This window comes from Lewinellaceae bacterium, assembly GCA_020636135.1.
Lineage (GTDB): Bacteria > Bacteroidota > Bacteroidia > Chitinophagales > Saprospiraceae > JAGQXC01.
Genome location: JACJYK010000001.1, coordinates 2063707 through 2084936, shown reverse-complemented (window position 1 = coordinate 2084936; position 21230 = coordinate 2063707). Strand labels below are relative to the sequence as shown.

At 47.6% G+C, this 21230-nt stretch carries 17 protein-coding genes; 10 read left to right on the top strand and 7 right to left on the bottom strand.

All coding sequences use genetic code 11. The annotated features are described in order from the left end of the window. Nucleotides 1-42 precede the first annotated feature (42 nt). On the top strand, nt 43-504 hold the full coding sequence (gene lysM / locus H6570_07800) for a peptidoglycan-binding protein LysM (GenBank protein ID MCB9319168.1): 462 nt from the start codon (nt 43-45) through the stop codon (nt 502-504). Between the two features lie 54 nt (nt 505-558). Here lysM and H6570_07795 read toward each other — a convergent pair whose 3' ends face one another. After that, nucleotides 559-1527 (bottom strand): D-2-hydroxyacid dehydrogenase, encoded by a 969-nt coding sequence (locus tag H6570_07795; GenBank protein ID MCB9319167.1) that lies wholly within the window; start codon nt 1525-1527, stop codon nt 559-561. A 124-nt stretch (nt 1528-1651) separates the two neighbouring features. Between H6570_07795 and H6570_07790 the strand changes: the two genes are divergently transcribed. After that, on the top strand, nt 1652-2365 hold the full coding sequence (locus H6570_07790) for a DUF547 domain-containing protein (protein MCB9319166.1): 714 nt from the start codon (nt 1652-1654) through the stop codon (nt 2363-2365). Between the two features lie 182 nt (nt 2366-2547). Here the strand turns inward: H6570_07790 and H6570_07785 are convergent, their stop codons facing one another. Beyond that, complete coding sequence (locus H6570_07785; GenBank protein MCB9319165.1) at nt 2548-4797, bottom strand: TonB-dependent receptor; 2250 nt, start codon at nt 4795-4797, stop codon at nt 2548-2550. 60 nt (nt 4798-4857) lie between these two features. Between H6570_07785 and H6570_07780 the strand changes: the two genes are divergently transcribed. Next, a complete protein-coding gene (locus tag H6570_07780; protein MCB9319164.1) occupies nt 4858-5670 on the top strand; it encodes a T9SS type A sorting domain-containing protein in 813 nt (270 codons plus the stop codon). Nucleotides 5671-5800: 130 nt separating this feature from the next. Here the strand turns inward: H6570_07780 and H6570_07775 are convergent, their stop codons facing one another. Then, a complete protein-coding gene (locus H6570_07775; protein ID MCB9319163.1) occupies nt 5801-6292 on the bottom strand; it encodes a hypothetical protein in 492 nt (163 codons plus the stop codon). Nucleotides 6293-6666: 374 nt separating this feature from the next. Here H6570_07775 and mutS point away from each other — a divergent pair, with 374 nt between their 5' ends. Beyond that, nucleotides 6667-9270: a DNA mismatch repair protein MutS gene (mutS, locus tag H6570_07770; GenBank protein ID MCB9319162.1), complete on the top strand. Its 2604-nt coding sequence runs from the start codon at nt 6667-6669 to the stop codon at nt 9268-9270. On the opposite strand, the gene H6570_07765 is transcribed toward mutS, so the two are convergent. Continuing rightward, nucleotides 9262-10833 carry an alkaline phosphatase D family protein gene (locus H6570_07765; protein ID MCB9319161.1) on the bottom strand — a complete coding sequence of 524 codons (1572 nt, stop codon included), beginning with the start codon at nt 10831-10833 and terminating at the stop codon, nt 9262-9264. The two genes, mutS and H6570_07765, sit on opposite strands and share 9 nt — an antisense overlap. Before the next feature lie 44 nt (nt 10834-10877). Between H6570_07765 and H6570_07760 the strand changes: the two genes are divergently transcribed. Next, on the top strand, nt 10878-11654 hold the full coding sequence (locus H6570_07760) for a DUF1080 domain-containing protein (GenBank protein MCB9319160.1): 777 nt from the start codon (nt 10878-10880) through the stop codon (nt 11652-11654). Between the two features lie 92 nt (nt 11655-11746). Next, nucleotides 11747-14419 carry a DUF4062 domain-containing protein gene (locus tag H6570_07755; protein MCB9319159.1) on the top strand — a complete coding sequence of 891 codons (2673 nt, stop codon included), beginning with the start codon at nt 11747-11749 and terminating at the stop codon, nt 14417-14419. Nucleotides 14420-14426: 7 nt separating this feature from the next. On the opposite strand, the gene H6570_07750 is transcribed toward H6570_07755, so the two are convergent. From H6570_07750 to H6570_07740, 3 genes are all read right to left on the bottom strand, one after another. Further along, complete coding sequence (locus H6570_07750; protein ID MCB9319158.1) at nt 14427-15773, bottom strand: cytochrome-c peroxidase; 1347 nt, start codon at nt 15771-15773, stop codon at nt 14427-14429. 224 nt (nt 15774-15997) lie between these two features. After that, nucleotides 15998-16444: a (4Fe-4S)-binding protein gene (locus H6570_07745; protein MCB9319157.1), complete on the bottom strand. Its 447-nt coding sequence runs from the start codon at nt 16442-16444 to the stop codon at nt 15998-16000. An 11-nt stretch (nt 16445-16455) separates the two neighbouring features. Beyond that, nucleotides 16456-17325, bottom strand: coding sequence for a pirin family protein (locus tag H6570_07740; protein MCB9319156.1), 870 nt, complete (start codon nt 17323-17325; stop codon nt 16456-16458). 260 nt (nt 17326-17585) lie between these two features. Between H6570_07740 and H6570_07735 the strand changes: the two genes are divergently transcribed. The 4 genes from H6570_07735 (at nt 17586) to H6570_07720 (ending at nt 21227) form a co-directional block, all read left to right on the top strand. After that, nucleotides 17586-19589 carry a TonB-dependent receptor gene (locus H6570_07735; GenBank protein ID MCB9319155.1) on the top strand — a complete coding sequence of 668 codons (2004 nt, stop codon included), beginning with the start codon at nt 17586-17588 and terminating at the stop codon, nt 19587-19589. A gap of 5 nt (nt 19590-19594) precedes the next feature. Continuing rightward, nucleotides 19595-20221: an HmuY family protein gene (locus H6570_07730; protein MCB9319154.1), complete on the top strand. Its 627-nt coding sequence runs from the start codon at nt 19595-19597 to the stop codon at nt 20219-20221. 94 nt (nt 20222-20315) lie between these two features. Then, nucleotides 20316-20912 carry a nucleotidyltransferase family protein gene (locus tag H6570_07725; GenBank protein MCB9319153.1) on the top strand — a complete coding sequence of 199 codons (597 nt, stop codon included), beginning with the start codon at nt 20316-20318 and terminating at the stop codon, nt 20910-20912. Between the two features lie 48 nt (nt 20913-20960). Further along, a complete protein-coding gene (locus H6570_07720; GenBank protein ID MCB9319152.1) occupies nt 20961-21227 on the top strand; it encodes a MoaD/ThiS family protein in 267 nt (88 codons plus the stop codon). Nucleotides 21228-21230 lie beyond the last annotated feature (3 nt).

The following is a 21230-nucleotide window of genomic DNA, read 5'->3' as shown; positions in this document are numbered from 1 at the left end:
ATTGCGCTGCCCCAATATTCATTCACCTAAAATAAGAACATTATGGGTTTATTTTCTTTTCTAAAAAACGCTGGAGCAAAGATCTTCGGAGGATCAAGTGAGCCGAAGTACGACAAGGTAGCGGCATTGAAAAAGTCCATTACCGATCTGGGATTTTCGGTCAATGATTTTGATCTTGACGTAGATGATGAGACGGTTACCGTATACGGCACGGTGCCTACCCAGTCAGAACGTGAAAAGATCATTCTTGCACTTGGTAATGTGTCAGGCATTGCAACTGTTGACGACCGTATATCGGTGGTACCGCCAGAGCCGGAAGCAGTTCCTGAGCCGGAAGCACAATTTTACGAAGTCAAGAAGGGAGACTCGCTTTCAAAAATTGCCAAGCAGTATTATGGTGACCCGATGAAATATCCGGTCATTTTTGAAGCCAATAAGCCGATGCTTAAGGATCCTAACTTAATCTACCCGGGACAGATGCTCCGGATACCTCCCTTGGCTTAAATCGTAAAAAAATAAAGCTTTAAAGCCGGTTCACAGCGAGCCGGCTTTTTTGTTTTACACTACCCGGTTCTTCACTTCTCCCGACAAATAATGGCCAACATTCTCGCCGGATATCCGAATAAGCCGGATTCGTGCCTCCTTGCTGGTCCATGCCATGTGTGGCGTAATCCAGCAATTAGGCAGCGTAAACAAAGGATGGCCCAATGGCGGAGGCTCCTGGGCCAATACGTCCAGGACAGCGCCTTCGATCCGCTTTTCTTTCAAGGCGCTATACAATGCATCTTCATCGACCAGGCCGCCACGACCGGTATTGATCAGAAGGGCATGTGAAGGCATCATGGCCAGGCTGTCTTTATTGATTAAGTATTGCGTTGCCTGAGTCAATGGCACATGGAGGGAAAGTATATCGCTGGTCCTCAACAATTCTTCCCACCCCATCATCGTCATCCACGGTTGATTATCACGATCAGGATGAGAGTGATACGCTGCAACCTGCATGCCCAGAGCGTAGGCTTTACGGCCGACAGTCTGACCGATTTTACCAAACCCGACAATTCCCAACTGCATGCCCTGTATTTCCCGTCCCGCATACAGTGTATATGAAAAATCCGGACATCGAGACCAACCACCCTGACGAACGTCGATGGCATGGCTTTCAATCCGCATCTGCCAGGCTAAAATAGCCGTCATAACGTATTGAGCCACAGACCCACCTCCATAACCTACCGCATTATAAACCTTGATCCCCCGGACTTTGCATGCCTCAATGTCAATATTATTATATCCGGTGGCGAGAACAATGATACACCGCAATGAATCCAACAGCTCCAGCTTAGGACGGTCAAGGACAAATTTGTTCACCAGTATTACTTCAGCGCGACCGGCCCGTTCAAACCAATTGGAGTCATCAGACCGATCGTAAACTGTCAACTCGCCGTAATGCTCAAGCGGCCCCCAGCTGATATCTCCTGGGTTATTGGTAAATCCATCCAATATAACCATGGATACTTTCCTACCCTCCATTGATTACTTTTGTCAACCAAAATACCAAAACACCTGTTAATGTTCGTTACCGATTGCATCAGGAACGAACCATGGCGTTCCTTCTTGCGTTCTTTAAATTTGAAATACGCAAAATGAATTACCGATGGCTGGCAAAATGCTGATAACTTTTCTGCTTTCACTTATTATCTACACAGACAAGGTCATGATTTCAGGTCCGGATCACACCTTGTGGACTCAGGTCCTCTCTACCTTTGTGGATAACCAGGGCCAGGTCAATTATCAGGGATTAAAAGCAGAACACACCCTACTGGATACGTATTTGCAGTCCCTGGCCAGCAACCCGGTTCAGGATGGATGGTCCCGCGAGGAAAAACTCGCCTATTGGATCAATACCTACAATGCATTTACCATCAAATTGATCCTCAACAACTATCCTGTCAAGTCCATCATGGATATCGATGGTGGCAAAGCCTGGGACAAGGTCTGGATCAAACTGGGCAATAAATCCTATTCGCTGAATCAAATTGAAAACGAGATCATCCGACCTCAATTCAAGGAGCCACGCATCCATTTTGCGGTAAACTGTGCAGCGAAGTCCTGCCCTCCCCTGCTGAATCAAGCCTGGATGCCAGCCACCCTGGATGCACAACTGGAACAACGGGCAAAATCCTTTGTCAATAACCCCGCTTACAATACCATCAAGACATCCAATATCCAGGTTTCCAAAATATTCGAATGGTATAACCAGGACTTTGGCAACCTGATCTCCTATTTAAATAATTATTCTGCAACCACCATCAAGTCCGGTGCTGCTATCGCCTATAAAGAATACGACTGGGCGCTGAATGGAAAATGATGGAGCATGGGGCATGGAGCGTGGAGCATGGAGCATGGAGCGTGGAGCATGGGGCAAGGAGCATGGGGCATGGAGCATGGAGCATGGAGCGTGGAGCATGGAGCGTGGGGCATGGGGCATGGGGCATGGAGCATAGAGCAAGGGGCATGGAGCATGGGTACTGAACCTCACGGGCTTTAGCCCTAAAACTTCCAGTCGGCACGGACCAGTAAATTCCTCGGAGCATCCAGTTGGCCAGGGCGGGACGCATATTCTGCATTAAATGCGTTGCGCAGGATAAGGGAAACCGTCACCGGCCGGATATCGTAGGAAAGACGGGCATCCCAAACCTGAAAACCACCATGGGTTTCACGGAATGACTTCACCCCTGGAATAACCAATTCGAAAATACTGTCGATGGCCTCCATTTTACTCAGATATATCGTACTGGTTCCTATTTTAAGCCGGTGGAAAGTCCATTGCCAGTCCATCGTGAACTGATTCTTAGAGCGGTATTTGAGGATGTTGTAATCAACGGATGAGCGCTGGTCATCGAGTTCCGTAAATTCCTGGAATCGCGGATCGATGTAGGTATACCCCGCCAGGATGGACATTGGGATGCCCCACAGTTTTGCCTCCCCGGCCAGGCTCACCTCAAATCCCTTGATATCCGTGTTGCCAATATTCTGTGACTGGAATCCACGGATGAACCCGGTGAAAACAAATTCCATCATATCCTGGTACTGGCTCCAAAATGCCGAAGCATCGAGGAACCCCCTCCACCCACCAAGTTGTATGCCTTGCTTGATCCCAATCTCAGAACTCCATCCGGACTCGCTTTTCAACGTGGGATTTGGTGTGATCAGGGTAGTGCCAAAAGAAGTCTGTATGAATTTCTCCGCGATTGAAGGGAAGCGGAATCCCTGTCCCCAGGAAGCACGCAGGTAGGTAAAATCAAATAGTTGCCAATTCGCCCCCACACGCCAGACCGGTTTGTCTTGTGCCTCCTTTCCACCCGGAAATGAATAATCGCCCAGCTGACTCGGGCCCTTCAATAGAAAATATTCGTAGCGCCAGCCACCTGTCAGGGTCAAACGGTCATCAATCTTTTTAGATATCTGTGCATAAATACTGGCGTTTTGGCCCAGGAACGTACTGTCACCATACAAAGGTGCATTGACGATGCTGCGATTGTACACCACCCCGCCTGTCAGGTTGGCATCCCAGTCAGCCCAATCCTTGCTGTATTGATACTCCGTAAACAGATTGAAAGAAGCGTTGGACTTGCCGCCGGTGACATTGTTGTCGATCCCCAGGATTCTTCCTTGGATGCGGTGTCTGCCTCCTTGTTTCGAGAAATAGGTGAACTGCGGATCCACATAATAGCGAAACCGTTTGGATTCCGATTCGGTACCTTCCGTCGGTTGGTAGGCTCCTGCCTCCGCATCCTTCCAATAAAAAAAGCTGCTGGTTCTGCCTTTGTTAATGTATGCCCCCAATGAAAGCGTCGCACGTTCACTGATCCGGTACCTGGTCTGTATCTCACCCCGGCCATAATGACGGCCGGAACCTTGAGCGTAGCTGTTGCCGTCCGTCAGGAAGCCTCCCAATACCAGGTCCAGCTTGCCGATTTTTTGTTTGTGGCTGAATTCCAGGTTCCAGGCATGCGGTGCTTTGTCCCACCATTTTTTTGCCGGGTCCCGGGGCGTAAAATAATGGGTATAGTAAGCGCTTATCTTGGTCTCCGGTTCACTGCCCGGGTAGGTGGTTTGAAAGTGGATAATCCCATTGAGGGCACTGGAACCATAAAGTGCAGAGGATGCCCCCTTAACTACTTCGATCTGACCAAGGGTCTCCACCGGAATATCATTCCAGTTCGGATATCCGGCATCGGTTTGTAAGGCCGGCATGTCATTCAAGAGGAGCAGTACCCGGCTACCTGCGCCATAGGAAAATCCGGAGCCCCCCCGAATATTGGCTTGATCACCTACGATGGTGACACCAGGAACCTTGCCCAACAATTCTTCAACGGAAGAAGGACTGTTACGCTGGACCATGTCCGGTTTGATCACATCCAGGCTGATGGTTGATTCACTGAGCGGACGGGCGTACCGTGATGTGGTAACCACAGCGGTTTGCAGTAAATTTTCCGCTACAGCCATTTCGATCACCAGGGAAGTATCCCTGGCCAGATCGAGGTCCACCATTTTATTATCATAACCTACGTAACGCACATCCAGCTGATAATGGCCTGTGGGCAAGCTTAACTGGAAACCACCATCAGCATCGGATAAGGTGCCGCCCGTGGAAAACTGTACCGTAGCTCCAACCAGGGCCTCCCCGGTATGCCCGTCAACAATCTTTCCGGATAGCCTGATGTCCTGAGCCGGTAACCATGTTGAGAATAGGCAGACAAATAAGATCGCTAATTTCCAATTGCCAGGCTTTAACATACGCAGCTCGATTAATTTGTCAAAAACCGGTTATATTTAAAGGAAATGTAAGAAATATTTATGAAAGGATATTTACACCTCATCGCCGCAATGCTCCTGCTTACTTCCCTGGTCCCTTTACGTGCACAAGTCTGTACGCCGGATACCATGGCTCTTGATTCCGGGTCCATTATAGCTCCGCGCCCGTATATCGAAGGTGACAGCACGTCAGGGATAAAAAAGGCTGCTTGCAAAGGAGAGTCCTATGAGCTCACTTTCACCATGTTCATTCCGGATGTGGTCGTCAATCAGGGATTTCCATTGGCCTTGAGTTATGCTCAATTAAATCCAACCACTGCTGTCAAAGGGCTGCCAGCCGGATTATCCTACATGTGCAATCCTGAAGACTGTAAAATGCTTGCCCTGCAATACGGCTGTGTTGTTTTAGGTGGTACTGTCAACGATACGGTCTCCGTAGGCAGTTATGACCTGACCATTGATCTGACACTGGGCACCGTTTTGGGCCCAATCGAAGCGAGAGTTCCTGGTCCTTTATTTCCGGGAGTCTATTCCATCGAGGTCCGTGAAACCGGACAATGCGAAGAAGTGTCGTCAATACAAACCCCACCAACAGTCGAAAGCAAGTTTAAACTGAAGTCCAATCCACTGACACCCAATAGCACCATCACCATTTTTTCAGATCAGGAGTCCAGAACGACCATCACATTGTATGACATGATGGGTAGAGTCGCCTCACAGAAAAATGTCCATCTGACGCCGGGTATGAATGAATTTCCAGTGATTAGTGAGAATCTTGCAGCGGGTACATATTTCATTGCTGTGGGACAGGGCAATCAGGTTGTGTCTAAAAAGGTTATGGTTTTACCCTATTGATTTCCGGTAAATCAACACGACCAAACAATCCATACCTATTCGATGAAATGTTCAGGTGGCTACATTGCCTCTGGCAGGTCATTAATAAGAAGATGCTCCTTAGCGGGCATTCCCTACCGGGGAATTAACGCTATTCTTCCTCCTCTTCAAAATCAACCGGGCGGGCGATAGCCTTAATCATGGACAAATCCAACCATTTTTCTTCATGTTTGGAGATGCTGAAAAAGCTAAAAAATCCTCCGGAAGACTTGGCCACCTGTTTGGCGAAGGATCGAAAACTACGCCACAGGTGATAAGCATAATGCGGATCCATCCGTTCAAATGGACGGTTCAGATGGGATAAGGTCAAACTGATGGATTCACCACGGGTTTGAGCATCCGAGGGCAAGGTATTGATGAAATGCGTATAGCGTTCATCAAAATGTTTGTCGACCTCCTGGTAGTAATCGAATAATACCTTGTCAGTAGCGTAGGTCCGAATATGAGCGACCTTGCGTGCCCAATTCACCTCATTGATATCTATTTTTCCATCTGCACCAGCGATCAGAATTGTGATCAGAGGAATGGCATCATACATCTCCTGGACTTCCGCCGCGGTCAAATGTTCAAAAGCTTGGATCATGTTCGGATTGCTTTAAAATCGCCGCAAATTTAATAAAATGCCTTGCTATTACAACCTTTGCCAAATCAATTATAAAGACCCATTCCACGTTGCGGTGACAAGAGATTGTTTAAAAACGCATAGGCCGGGATTATTTAAACGCCCCATTATACCAGAACCTACAGGGAATACATCACAACAGGCTACCTTACCACTGGCAGGATACAAAACAACATGCTTAACTCCCTGGTCCTTCAGCCTTAAAAACCAGAAAATCTAATTCTTTTTCATATAAGTTTTTTATTAATTTAAGACCTTCGTGGGCTAAACCGACCTGCAGTTTGGCAAAACAAAAAAAGAAACCGGACGCCGAAGCATCAAAAGTCACCCCTTTGATGCAGCAATATTCCCTGTTGAAAGGGCAATATCCGGACGCCATCCTGCTATACCGTGTCGGAGACTTTTATGAGACATTTGGAGAAGACGCCGTCAAGACTGCCGATGTACTCGGCATCGTCCTCACTGCGCGGAATAACGGTGGAAGTGATGTCGAACTGGCAGGATTTCCCTACCATGCACTGGATATGTATTTGCCCCGGCTTGTAAAAGCCGGATACCGGGTAGCCATCTGTGAGCAACTGGAGCAACCAAGTAAAGAGAAGAAAATAGTCAAACGGGGCGTTACAGAGATGGTAACACCAGGACTGGCCCTGAATGATAATTTACTGGATTTCAAGGAAAACAATTACCTGGCCTGCTATTTTCATGCCGGGAAGCAAGAGGATGCGATTGCATTCCTGGATATTTCTACCGGTGAGTTTTATATTGCCGAAGGAAACACTGCATCTATTTCTAAATTGCTGCAAAGTTTTTCTCCGGCTGAAGTTATCCTGCCCAAAGGATCGGTCCAATCGTTTAAACAGCATTTTGGGGAAGCATACTACACTTATGGCCTCGACGAATGGATCTTTACCACCGAGTTCACCCGCCAAAAATTACTTGACCATTTTCAGGTTGCCACGCTGAAGGGGTTTGGCGTGGAAGACCTTGAAGCCGGGCAAATTGCTGCCGGCGCTACTTTGCATTACCTGTCCAGTACTGAAAACAATCAACTGGCACACATAACGGCATTGAGACGATTGCAGGAAGGCGATTATGTGTGGCTGGATAAATTTACCATTCGAAACCTGGAATTATTGCGCAGTCAGGGCGAGGGAGGTAAAGCTTTGGTGGACATTCTGGATGAGACCGTATCACCCATGGGCGCCCGACTCTTGCGAAGGTGGATCCTCTTTCCCCTCCTCTCAGTCAATGCCATCCAGCGCCGTTTGGCTCAGGTAGGCTATTTTTATGAGCATCCTGCGCTGCGAGATGAATTGACCCAGCTCATCCTGCAAATTGGTGACCTGGAACGCCTGATCTCCAAAGTTTCCGTGGGAAAAGTCAATCCACGTGAAGTCAACCAACTGAAAAAATCACTCAGGATCCTGGAACCGGTGCAACAAAATTTGATGGATACCAAAGATCCGGTTCTGGTCTCCATCGCGGACAACCTCCAACTATGCTCTAATATCCGGGACCGCATCGGGGCGCTGCTCCAGGAAGATCCCCCGGTCCAGATCCAAAAGGGACAGGTGATCCGCCCGGGTGTAAATGAAGAGCTGGACGACCTCAGACATGTCATCGGACACAGCAAGGAGTTGTTGCTGGACATACAAACCAAGGAATCAGCTGCAACCGGTATCACCAACCTGAAAATCGGCTTCAATAATGTTTTTGGTTATTATCTGGAGGTAACCAATAAATACAAGGATGCCGGTCTGATCCCGGATCATTGGGTGCGCAAGCAAACCCTGACTAATGCTGAAAGGTATGTCACCGACGAACTGAAACATCTGGAGACCAGGATACTGGGGGCTGAAGAACGTATTCAGGCTCTGGAAGAAACCATATTCCGGGAACTTCTCACCGAATTACTGGAATATGTGGAGCCGATTCAGCACAATGCCCGCACCATTGCCAAACTGGATTGTCTGCTGGCTTTTGCACGCAATGCGGAAAAATTCCGTTATGTCAAACCGATCATCGATGAAAACTACATCATTGACATCAAAGAGGGGCGGCATCCGGTCATTGAACAGCAATTGCCACTGGGTGAGCAATATGTCCCCAATGACATTTTCCTCGACAATGACCAGCAACAAATCCTGATGATCACCGGGCCCAATATGTCCGGTAAATCAGCTGTTCTCCGCCAAACAGCCCTGATCTGCCTGATGGCTCAAATGGGCAGCTTTGTTCCGGCCGGATATGCACGTATCGGGTTGCTGGACCGGATCTACACCCGGGTGGGCGCTTCAGACAACATTTCCTCGGGAGAATCCACTTTCATGGTGGAAATGAATGAGACAGCCAACATCCTGAACAACATCACGAACCGCAGTCTGATCCTGATGGACGAGATCGGCCGCGGCACCAGCACTTACGATGGAATTTCCATCGCCTGGTCGATTGCAGAATACCTCCATGAAAATGAATATGCCCGGGCTAAAACATTGTTCGCGACCCACTACCATGAATTGAATGAACTTACAGACCGATACGTGCGCATTAAAAATTTCAATGTGGCTGTTAAAGAGATCGGTGCAAAGATCATTTTCCTGCGAAAATTGGTACCTGGCGGGTCAAGCCACAGTTTTGGCATCCATGTAGCGCGCATGGCAGGAATGCCCCGGATAGTGATTCAACGTGCGGAACAGCTGCTAGTACAGTTGGAACAAAGGACTCACTCACAGAACAAACCGGTGAAAACTGGGATCCCAACGCTCCCCCAGCCTATGCAGCTCAATATCTTCGAGACCAGCAACCCTGAACTGGAAGCCCTGCGTCAGGCCATCGAAGAATCAGACCTCCATCGCATGACACCTATCGAATGCATGCTCAAGATCAAGGAGTGGCAGGATATGCTTTTAAATGCTATACCCAACGACTCACCTTGATAGAAAAGACGAGCCTTTCAATACCCTCCAGACGGCTGCTGTATTCTGATGGATCGATGGCGCATTGATACGGTCAACATAGCGGTATTCGGCAGCAATTTCCGTTGGTCTGATCCGCAGTAAAATGTATCCATGATCGTGTAAGTCGATGTATTTCATTGGTGCATTGAGCGTATCCCGCATCATGTTCTGCTCAATTACCAAAACTGTATCCAAGGGAATGCTCTCATCGGCATTCGCAGAGGTAATGGATGGTGTTGCAAATTCCACTGCCAGTGAGCGGTGCGACGTACGGTAATCCGCAATGGACCGTGGGACCTCGAATGCCCAGGAGCTGTGACTATCACCCGTCAGAAAAATCACATTTTGCACCTTGGGGTCGGAAAGCCAGTTGATAATCTGCAGTCGTTCGGTAGGGTAACCAGCCCACGAGTCCATATTCGGTTTTCTCCCTGCTGCATGCGGCAAAGAAAACAACACCTGATTACCGATCAGATGCCATCCATCAGGCTTTTCAGCAACTTTGTCTTCCAGCCAGGCTAATTGTTCATGGCCAATCATGGCCTGATGGGAATCCAGGTAAATGGGGTCATCAACTCCGGATGCCTGGGCTGTACGCGCAGTGAGGCGCTCGTCCAGCATATAGAGTGTCCCCAGTGCCCCGAGATCGGTGGAGCGATATAGGTGTTTCAGATCCGGGGTGATGGGAAGCCATTCGTAATAAGCTTGTTCGGCGGCCTCTTTCCGCAAATTGTAATCGCCTTCTTCCGGCTGATGGTTTTTGGCGCCGGTGGTATAGGAATTATTGGCAATTTCATGATCATCCCAGATCGTGATGAAGGGTACCATCTGATGCAGGCGCATCAGGTCGGGATCGAGATGATACTGCGCATACCGTGTCCGGTAATCGTTAAGACGAAATATCTCATAGGGAGGGATATTTTTACGGTTCAATGCCTTATTCCCATATACTCCAGTGCCATATTCGTAAATGTAGTCGCCCAGATGAACCACTGCTGCGATGTCATCAATTTCAGCAATCAGACCATACGCATTAAAATAGCCTGCCTCATAGTTCGAACAACTGACTACCGCCAAATTCATCTCCGGGACAAGTTCCTCGGGCATCGTCCTGGTCCGGCCGATCACCGACTGCACTCCCAAACTCCTGAACCGGTAGTAATAATATTGCCCGGGGGTCAGCGCTGTGACAGGAATGTGTACTGTATAATCCTTATCCGGTGAAGTTCTTACCGTACCGGACTGGACGATTTCTTCACAATGCCGGTCCGTTGCCAGCTCCCATTCCACATCAATGTGTTTCATGAAGTTATCAGGGGTTATCCTGGTCCAGAGGATCACTCCATGCTGGGTAGGATCTCCGGAAGCTACACCGTGGTAAAATGGTTTAAGGGCGGGATTAAGTAGCGCTTCCGTACCCGTGTGAACAGGAATGGTTACCGGTCCATTCGGCTTTGGCGCACAGGATAAAAGACCCAAAAGAAATACGACTGCAAGGTGCCAGAATGATTTTTTTTTCGATGTTACCAGGATATACCACATAATATTGTTGTTGGTTCGCTAAATTAAAGGCTTAAAATTGAAGGATGAGAGCGATTAAAGCACAAAACGTAACCATAACCGTAAAATTAATTTTCACGTTGCTGATCTTTAACTTGGCCTATGCGGATGTATTTGGTCAACAGCGTAAACCGGAAGAAACGGAGGTGTGGGAGCCAGTACCTCCGGTGGTAACACCAGGAGTGGGCAATCAGCCGCCTTCCGATGCGATCGTTCTTTTTGATGGTAAAAATCTTGATGCCTGGGAAAGTGTCAGGGACAAGAGCCCGGCACCCTGGATGGTAATGGAGGGCTATGTCATGGTCAAACCAGGATCTGGCCCTATTCAGACCAAAGCTTCATTTGGCAGTTGTCAGCTGCATCTCGAGTGGAAGACTCCGATTGATACAGCCGGCAAACACAGTCAGGAACGCGGTAACAGTGGGGTATTTCTCCAGTCCAGGTATGAAGTTCAGGTTCTGGATAACTACCGCAACCGCACCTATAGTAATGGTCAGGCGGCTTCCATTTACAAGCAAGCCATACCCCAGGTAAATGCCTGCCTGCCTCCCGGTGACTGGCAATCTTATGATATCTATTACAATGCTCCGCAGTTTGACGCCATGGGTAAACTCACCAAACCTGCCTATGTAACAGTTGTACAAAATGGCGTTCTGGTTGAAAATCATTTTGAGATCAAAGGCAACACGTTGTACATCGGTGATCCGGAATACTCAGCGCATGGAAATTTACCCTTACAATTGCAGGACCACGGGAACTTCATGGCATTCCGGAACATCTGGATTAGGAATATCCAGGATTGATTCCCTTAAGTGAACTTATCGTAGTTAAGCGTTCAACAAATCAATTTTCTTTCTAATTTTCGTTGTGGAGTGCTAAAACTCCATGATCTGGCATGATTCGCACTCCTGATCAGAGGGTTCGGGTTTTCGTAAGCTCTACGCTGCATGAGCTGGCTGTCGAACGACAAGCCGTAAAACAAGCCATTGAAAAGCTACGCCTGATCCCGGTATTGTTTGAATTAAGTGCCCGGCATCATCCTCCGCAGGACCTTTACCGTGATTACCTCAACCAAAGTGACGTTTTTGTAGGTGTTTATTGGCAGAAATACGGCTGGGTAGCTCCTGATATGAACATCTCCGGGCTTGAAGATGAATATCGAATCGCTCTGGACAAACCCAAACTTATCTACGTAAAGCAGGCCTCAGAAAGAGAGCTGCGCCTGAATCATCTGCTGGAGGAAATTCAGTCGAGCAATGCCCTGTGCTACCGACCTTTCACCAGTCAGGAAGAATTACTCGACCTCGTAGAAAATGACCTGGCAATCATGTTGTCAGAGCATTTTCAGTCAAATAATCAGGACGATCAGCCTCCGTCCTACTATAAATTTGATGTGCCGACCATGGCCGATGCCCTCATTGGAAGGCAGAAGGATATTGAGCAGTTACGGGAAATGTTTACATCCGCTCAATGCCGGCTGATAACCATCTGTGGCGCTGGGGGGACCGGCAAAACCAGGCTCGCCATAGAGACGGCCCGCCAGTTAAAAACCAACTTCTCCAATGGTGTGGTCTTTGTAGGCCTCGAAGCCATTTCGGAGCCAGGTCTCGTCCCGGCAGCCATAAGCCGCAGCTTACCCATCATGGATAGTGGCAAGCAAGCCGTCAGTGAGACACTGATGTCCTGGCTAAGTGATAAAGAAATGCTGCTGGTACTGGATAACATGGAACAAATCACGGAAAGTTCGCATTTCATCGGCGATCTCATTCAGCGTTGTCCACGGGTACATTTGCTGATTACCAGCCGTACGCCCTTACACCTTCGATATGAACAAATCTACCCCCTGGAGCCTTTGCCGACACCTGCAGATATTCAACCTGAAAAGCTGGAAGATAACCCGGCTGTTCAACTTTTTATCCAACGGGTCAGGGAAGTAAACCCCCGTATGGCATTTGGAAAGGAGGATATGCTGGCCATCCAGAAAATCTGTAATCAGTTGGATGGTTTGCCCCTGGCTATTGAGCTGGCAGCACTTAGAACCCGGTATGTGAATCCTTCGATGATGATCAGGATGATTCATTCATCCCTTGACCTGGCGGCACAAGGCCCGGTAAACCTTCCCACCCGGCAAAAGACCCTTCGAAATACCATAGACTGGAGTGTTCAGCTACTATCCGAAAATGAGCGGCAATTTTTCTATTCGCTGGCCATCTACCATGGCGGATGGACGCTCGAGGCAGTTGCCCAGCTACAAACCCGATTTTTTGGCGAAATCATGCCAATGGACATCATGGACCGGATGATTGATCTGGGACTCATATACCGTAAGTTTTCACCTTATCAGCTTCGATACGACTGGCTGATGACCATCCGGGAATATGCAACCGAAGGCTTTAATAAAGCAGGAGAACAGCAGGACAAATTGAAAAATTACTACCAGTATTATGCTGATCTAACCCAAAAATACGATCCGCTCCTGCGGGGACTTAGTGATTTCTCCTATGTACAGATTATCAACGAAGAATTTGAAAACATCCGGGCTGCATTTAACCTGGCTATCCGGTTCGAAGACTGGCGCACTGCCTGGAAATTTCCGGGAGCACTGTCCATGTATTGGCTCTCGGTAGGTAAAATCAGCGAAGCGGTAGAATGGATGGACCGGGCAAATATCCGGATCAACTACCCCATCGATGATTTATCCGGTGAAGACCAGGCCCTGTTTGGACGTGCTATACAGATAAAAGGATTGATTCGATACCTTTCTGGCCGTTTTGACCAGGCCGTCAAAGAACTCCAAATCAGTGTAAACGCTTTTACCTCATTACAGGACAAGCGGGGACAAGCCATTGGATATGCTTACATGGGGATGTCCGGATTAAGTATCAACCATCCTGACACGGAGCGGTGGTTCCTGCAGGCTATTGACCTGGGTAAAGCAAGCAATGAGCGGTTCAGCCAGATTCTCTCCAAAACATTTTTAGCAGAGTTCCGTCTTGCACAAAACAGACTTGCAGAGGCATTTCAATTGTTGGATGAAGCTGAAGCACTGTGCAGGCAAGGATATGAAATGTATCTTTCCGTAACCTATGTGGTAAAAGCAGCAACTTTGCTGGCGCTGGGTGATCCGCAAAAGGCTTTGCCTTTTTATGAAGAAAGTTTAGTCCGCTATGTCCAGTCCAGTTTTAAGGCAACTAACGGATGGGCATTGGTGGGCGCCGCATTCTGTCATATGTGGATGAACAATTACTCAAAAGCCATCAGTTACTTCCGGGAGGCCATCGAAAATGGCCGTAATTCAGGTGATGTGGTCATGATACTGGTGCCGGCCATGGGCCTGGGTATCATTCAAACCCTGATTGGAGAACCGGAAAAGGGAATAGCACTCTACAAGGAAGCCTATAAAGAATTTATTGCCACTGATTACAAGCCGTGGAAGGTGATCGAAATGACCATACGCAAAATTGAAGAACTGATAGCTGACCAACTTAATGATAAGAACGATTACCCTGTATATGCCTCAGGGATTGATCAATTGTTTCAACTGGCGATGCAAGTTCAGGCCAAATAAAACGAGATCAATTACAGCCCATATCCGCTTTTGATTGGAGGTCGTTGTTAGGAAAACAGTAACCTGAAGGTAGTGTTTGAGGAACATACCGTTTCAGGTTACTGTCATAGAGACCATCACGAATAAAAGTCGCGATAGCCTGCACCTCTTTGGGCGTTAAACCTAAAGGTTGAAAATCTTTTGCCAACTGATTAGCCGGAACGTTGTGATTGGTCGGCTGGGCTGCGTTCTTATACTGAATAATCTCTTCAAGGCTTTTAAAGGTGCCGCCGTGACCAAAAAATTTAACATCTGCCAGGTTGTAAAGCTGAGGTACTTTAAATTTGAACATGTCCTCTTCTTTTCCTGTAAATCCTCCCCTTCCGAAGTTGGTTTTATCTTCTTCAAAATTACCATAAACGCCACTGCCTGCAAGGTCATCAATTCCAAGGGCGTAGAATGCCATACTGTTCAATGCTGGTCCGGTATGGCAGGACACACAATTCGCTTTACCGAAAAACAACACAGCACCTTCCTTTTCTTCGGTGGTGAGCGCTGAGTCATCACCTTGCAACCACTTTTGAAACGGGGCTTGATTGGACAACAGTGTTCTCTCGTATGCAGCAATAGCCAATCCTGCTGTAATGCGGTGATAACGCTCGTTTTCCACCATTTCTGGAAATGCTTTATCAAACAGATCCTTATAGACGGGCATGGATTCGATCCAGGACCGGTCAACCACCATCCGGTGTACGTTAAGGCCTGCTATGGCCTGCGTTTCCAATCCTTCATAACCCAGTAAATTAGCTTCTTTGGGCGTTTTTGCTGTCCACGATGCTTCAGTACCAACATTCATTCCGGTGCCGCCAAACTGACCGTTCCAGAGGGTGACCTCCTGATAAGCACCATTCATCGCTGAAGGGGTCCGGATCGGTTGAACATCCAGTGAATCAAACGGATAGTCCGGATTTGGCACACGGCTTTCGCCACGAAATCCAAAGCCCATACCCCCATCGGATATGGCCTGTCGCATACCAGATTGAAATCCGGCTGCAGAATGGTGGCAGGTAGCGCATGAATAGGTATGAATGCCTGAAGCGTACTTGGCACCTTCGGCTAGATGGGTCTCATGAAATAAAAATTCTCCCAGAAGAACTTTAGATTCAGATAATCCATTCCTTGGATCCTGAGGTATGGTAGCATAATCGGTATTGGAAGGAAGCACAAAATAGCTAAGTGAACCATTGGGTGAGGCATTCCTGATCAGACTGGTTAAAGCGTCATCCAGCTCGTTACTGGTGGAAATGCTATCTTTTTTGCATTGTGTGAAACTGAGGATAGTAACGATTATAAAAAAAAGTAAACGAGGCCTCATAACCAATATTCCTAGTGCTTGATTTTACGATAGGTCGGTTTGATTGTGTACCTCAAAAAATTGTCGAAACTTGAACACAAATCCCTTTGCCAGGATCAAAATCCATGCCATGATCGATCAATTTAAAAAATGTACAGGTATCCTTTTTGACCCATTCATTTCACTAAATTATAGCATATAGGATTAACCTGCTCATAATGTGGGCAAATATGTATTAGATTTTTTTAACCCCTAAAACCTATCTTCCTGTGACTTCCATCGCAAAATGGTTTGTTGGAAGATGCACCGCAGCGACAGAAGCTGGCTCTCGGCGTCTTCTGCTGCAGAGTTCCATCGACAAAATGGACCGAAATATCACCGGTAATGCGCAGCGGACCATTCTCCACGACCTCAATCTGGACGTTGGGTAATTTCTCAGAAGGCTCGGTCAGGTTCCGTCTTGAAGGATCGTTATAGTGGTAACTGAGAGCTCCGGAAGGGCACTTGTCCACCTGCTGGATGATATCCTCCGTCGGCGCACCCTTCATGTCAACCCAGGGTTTATTACGCGGATCAAAGACCTCAATCAGTCCATGCCAGCAAATGGTAGAATGAATGCACGTCTCCGGTTTCCATACAACTGTTATATCGCCGTTGGTGTACTCTTTTTGTATCTCTTTATCTGAGCTCATAGTCCAGGTAATTAAAAGTCTTCGATCAATATACCCATTTTCCCCAACTGATAGTCTCGCATCGCCTGCAATACTTCGGTCTGGTTGGTAACGACATAGGGGCCATATTGTAACACCGGCTCTTCGATGGGTTTGCCACCGACCAAAACGGCACGACCTGCTTCAAGAGCTTCCAGTCCAATACTGGTTCCTTCCGGCGGTAACAAAGCCACCTGAGTGGGACCGATCACCTTGCCATTTAGTTTAAACAGTCCGTCCAATGCATAAAAAAACATCTGTTGGCCTTCACCGACCTCAAAATTGATCTGGTCCTTTCCCCGGGCATAGATCTGCATAGCTGTCACGGGTGATAAGACCTGTGCCGGACCCCGGGTGTCAGAAATGGTCCCGGCGACCAATCTGATTTCTAACAACCCCTGCTCAGAAGAGATTACCGGGATCTCTTCCCTGGGGATATTCTGATAACTGGGTTGGATCATTTTCGACTGGCTGGGCACATTAACCCAAAACTGAATCAACTCCAGCATTCCACCAGCCCCTGCCAGTTCTTTAGGCGGTCGCTCACTATGCATGATGCCCATACCGGCATGCATCCACTGGGCGCCACCAGGTCCGACAACTCCCCGGTTACCACGACTGTCACGATGTTCCATGGCGCCTTCAAAAACAAACGTTACCGGTGAAAAGCCACGATGGGGATGAGGTGCCACCCCTAATTCACGTACCCTGCTTTCCGCTGGTATTTCAGTCTTCCAGTGGTGAATCAAAAGGATAGGATCCCCACGCTCCAATTCATGAATGGGTAATGCCTGAAGGATCAGATTGCCGTCCATGTTTACCATCTCAGCCGTGCTGATCAGCTTAATCTTCTTTGGTTCCATCAGGATATCAAGTATTTATTAATTTCTTTCAATTCAACAGTTATTGGGACAGTTGGTTCGACAGGAATCGCTCCTTAGGGCAATTGTCAGAGTTATGTCAAAAAAGGATATGTATATAAAATGTGATTGCAGATCCCCGTTCCTTTGTAGACATGGATGCAATTGTACATAAATTCAAATGGGTCTTTGGGAATGTAACTTTTATTCTCTTAGGTTTAAATTACGCCTTCCCGCTGATTAGCCAGAATGATACCATTGGCATGTACATCGATCAACCTGAGGTGATCATTTCAGCAACTAAAATGGCCCGGACTCAGGACCAGCTGCCTATTCCGGTCCAGGTGATCGGTAAAAAAGAGATTCAGCAGACCGGTGCGATGCGCCTGCAGGATATACTGCAACAGCAAAGTGGCATCAATACCGTTTCCATGCTTGGTACCGGGGTCCAGATGCAAGGGTTAGATCCGGATTATACTCAAATCCTCATCGATGGCGAGCCGCTTACTGGTCGCAGTGGTGGAACCCTGGACCTGTCCCGTATAGTACTCGGAAATGTCCGACAAATTGAGATTTTAAAAGGGCCCGCTTCAAGCCTCTACGGTAGTAATGCCTTAGCCGGGGTAATCAACATCATTACGGACCAGCCAGCAGGTAAATCAATGACTGTTCGCACGCTGGTAAGCCCCATTCAACTACCCGATATTCAGACCTCCCTCCAATGGAGCGGGAAAAAAATCAAGTCTTCCCTATTTGCCGATTATCTAAAATCTCCGGGATACGATCTCGATAACGAAACGTATGGCAAGACGGTTGAACCGTATCATCAGGTGACCCTGCATGGAAAGATCTCTGCACAGCTTGGCACGTACACCAAATGGAATGCCTCAGTCCGCAATGTAAGTCAAACTCAATGGAATGCCTATGAAGTCACCACTCCGGCAGATATCGTCACCGGCAATACGTATCAGAAGGAGTGGCTGGCAGCAACCAATCTGACTCATTTCTGGAACCAGCATCTTAAACATACCTACCGGTTCAGCTATTCTACCTTCAGCCAGGATCTTTTGTTGTTACGGCAGGAATCCGGTAACGTTGAAGAGAACTTCCAATTCTACCAGCAGTTTCTGAAGCCAGAGTGGCAACAAGAATTGATTTTCCGTGACCTGACCTGGCATTTGGGTGCAGGAGGTGAATGGGAGGAAGTCCAGTCCGACCGTTATGAAGTGACCCGCCGCAGGGCTCACCCGTATGGCTTCACTCAATTGGAATGGAATCATGCTTCCTGGCAGCTACTGGCATCGTCACGATATGACAATTACGTCGACATCGCCTCCAGCTTCAGTCCAAAATTATCTCTGAAATACCAACTGAACAAATCCGTTTCAGCCGGCGGTGGTTGGGGTCAGGGTTTTAAAGTTCCAGACTTCCGGCAATTGTACCTCAACTTTGCAAATTCGGTCGCTGGCTATCAGGTGCTTGGCGCTATAGAGTTACCAACAGTCCTGGCTGATCTGGAATCACAAAACCTGATCGATCAATATCTGGTCAATACCAGTCAATTCGGAAATATTCAGCCTGAACGGTCTAACTCAGGTCAATTCTTTATCAACTATGAAGGCAAAGGAGGGAACCGCATGCAGCTGCAATTGTTCCGTAACGACATCAATCAGCTGATCGAAACCTTACCGGTTGCCAGAAGAACCAATGGCCAGCTTATCTATTCCTATCTGAATCTGGACCGCGTATTCACCCAGGGTATCGAATGGTGTGGAACGTTACAACTGGCACCACAATGGCAGTTAAAATCATCCTACCAGTTCCTGGAAGCGAAAGACAAGCAAGTGCTGGATGCCATCGACCAGGGAACGATCTACCGGCGTAACCCGGAAACCCTGAAGACGGAACGTCTGACCCGTAAGGATTATGGTGGATTATTCAACCGTTCAGCCCATCAGGCACAGATCCAGCTGATGTTTGATTCACATAATGGCTGGCAGGCACAAGCCCGTTATACCTATCGCAGCCGTTTTGGATTTGCCGATCTGAACGGTAATTCGGTACTCGACGCTGCCAATGAATATGTAGCCGGATATGGGGTAGGATATTTATCGGTCCAGAAATACTGGCAGGCCTGGATTTTTAAAGCTGGTGTAGATAATCTGTTCAACTACCGGAATGCTGCTTATTTACCGCAAATACCCGGTATCACCCCCTATCTGGGTTTCGAATATCAAATCGATTTTCACAATCACAATCATAAATGATAGAGATGACTAAGAACACATTTTGGGTATTGGCTCTCATAGCCCTTGGATTCACAGCCTGTAAAAAAGATGAGACAGTGACTCCGAGCGATCCACTCACCGTAGAGACGTTTAATAATCTCTTTGCACCCAATGACGAGATTAACCGTGAAACCGGTGAGATCCTCAAGGAAAATAACTTCGTTAAATTTAGCTTCAGCGCAAAAGATACGGTATCGGATGATTCCTGGGATCTTGCCTTCAAAGGCACCAAGATCCTGGTCAATGGAGGCTCAGGATCCGAGAATGTAACCCGGACCGGCCATGCTGGTGCCATTATTAAGGATGGCATATTTGATGAGATGATTACGGCACCAGAAGATAGCGAATACCGTCAGGATAGTGGAAGTGACCTTGCCATTCCCACAGGGAGTAATAATGGCTGGTACGTCTACAACGATGCCGCTTACCTGATTACACCCATTGCCGGCAAAGTGATCTTCGTCCGGACACATGATGATAAATATGCGAAACTGGAGATCCTGAGTTATTACAAGGATGCTCCCGCCAATCCGGATGCATTTACGGATCAGACTGCCACGTATACCTTCCGTTTCATTTATCAGGAGGACGGAAGTAAAAATCTTCAGTAGAATTAGTTTATTATTGATCTTCATCCTTTCCAAGGCTGACCTGTAATCCCTGGTCAGCCTTTTTCTTTTTTTATTGATTTCATAGCTTTAGGCCATGACTACCAGAGCAATCTCCGCAATAATCCTGGCTGCCGGAACAGGCACAAGAATGAAAAGCAACAAGCCCCTGTCATTATTACATGGCAAGCCGCTGATCAGCTATTGCTTGTCATTGATGGACGAAATACCAGTACAGGAACGCATCCTGGTAGTTGGACATCAGGCCGAATTATTGTACCCATTGGTTTCCGGGAAACCATACTGGACAATTTATAACCATGATTATCAGCAAGGCATTGGTGGCTCCATTGCCGCTGGCATACAGGTGGCATCTCCTGACACATCCGGATATATGATCGTTCTGGCTGACATGCCGTTACTCCAACGAGAGCCTCTTACTGCAATGGTGGATAAATTTTTTCAGGCTGATGATTCGGTTTGGATCATGCGCCCCGTTTATGAAGGGGAACCTGGTCATCCCGTTTTGTTCCACTCCAGGATGCGTCCTTTATTAAGCAAATTGAGAGGGACACAGGGAGCGAAGGAAATCATTGGAAACCATACCGACCATGTTCGTTTAATTCCCTGGCCGGATGCCTCCTGCCTGGTGGATGTGGATACCCAGGAAGACATTAGCAGGCTAAATGAGTAACCAGGAAGTAACCCTTAATGTCTTCCGGTAGTTTTGTATTTTCGTTTTATGAAACCACAAACTACTGAAACCCTCTCCGTACGAATCCTGGCATTTGGAATTGCCAAGGATATCCTCGAGGATAACGTACTTTGGATGGATCTGGAGCCCGGCTCTAATGTTTCCGATCTTAAATATGCCTTATTGGAAGCATTTCCGGCTTTCGAGAAATTACAGTATGTACGTTTTGCTATCAATGAGTCGTATGTCGCTGACGATGAGATCATACTTCCGGATGATGAAATTGCAATTATACCGCCGGTAAGCGGTGGGTAAGGA

Coding starts and splice junctions, on each gene's coding strand:
- H6570_07755 (MCB9319159.1), top strand. CDS start 11,747: ATGATTCGCACTCCTGATCAGAGGGTTCGGGTTTTCGTAAGCTCTACG.
- H6570_07750 (MCB9319158.1), bottom strand. CDS start 15,773: ATGAGGCCTCGTTTACTTTTTTTTATAATCGTTACTATCCTCAGTTTC.
- H6570_07765 (MCB9319161.1), bottom strand. CDS start 10,833: ATGTGGTATATCCTGGTAACATCGAAAAAAAAATCATTCTGGCACCTT.
- H6570_07760 (MCB9319160.1), top strand. CDS start 10,878: ATGAGAGCGATTAAAGCACAAAACGTAACCATAACCGTAAAATTAATT.
- H6570_07735 (MCB9319155.1), top strand. CDS start 17,586: ATGTACATCGATCAACCTGAGGTGATCATTTCAGCAACTAAAATGGCC.
- H6570_07745 (MCB9319157.1), bottom strand. CDS start 16,444: ATGAGCTCAGATAAAGAGATACAAAAAGAGTACACCAACGGCGATATA.
- H6570_07795 (MCB9319167.1), bottom strand. CDS start 1,527: ATGGAGGGTAGGAAAGTATCCATGGTTATATTGGATGGATTTACCAAT.
- H6570_07720 (MCB9319152.1), top strand. CDS start 20,961: ATGAAACCACAAACTACTGAAACCCTCTCCGTACGAATCCTGGCATTT.
- H6570_07730 (MCB9319154.1), top strand. CDS start 19,595: ATGACTAAGAACACATTTTGGGTATTGGCTCTCATAGCCCTTGGATTC.
- H6570_07790 (MCB9319166.1), top strand. CDS start 1,652: ATGGCTGGCAAAATGCTGATAACTTTTCTGCTTTCACTTATTATCTAC.
- lysM (MCB9319168.1), top strand. CDS start 43: ATGGGTTTATTTTCTTTTCTAAAAAACGCTGGAGCAAAGATCTTCGGA.
- H6570_07780 (MCB9319164.1), top strand. CDS start 4,858: ATGAAAGGATATTTACACCTCATCGCCGCAATGCTCCTGCTTACTTCC.
- H6570_07725 (MCB9319153.1), top strand. CDS start 20,316: ATGACTACCAGAGCAATCTCCGCAATAATCCTGGCTGCCGGAACAGGC.
- H6570_07740 (MCB9319156.1), bottom strand. CDS start 17,325: ATGGAACCAAAGAAGATTAAGCTGATCAGCACGGCTGAGATGGTAAAC.
- H6570_07775 (MCB9319163.1), bottom strand. CDS start 6,292: ATGATCCAAGCTTTTGAACATTTGACCGCGGCGGAAGTCCAGGAGATG.
- mutS (MCB9319162.1), top strand. CDS start 6,667: ATGCAGCAATATTCCCTGTTGAAAGGGCAATATCCGGACGCCATCCTG.
- H6570_07785 (MCB9319165.1), bottom strand. CDS start 4,797: ATGTTAAAGCCTGGCAATTGGAAATTAGCGATCTTATTTGTCTGCCTA.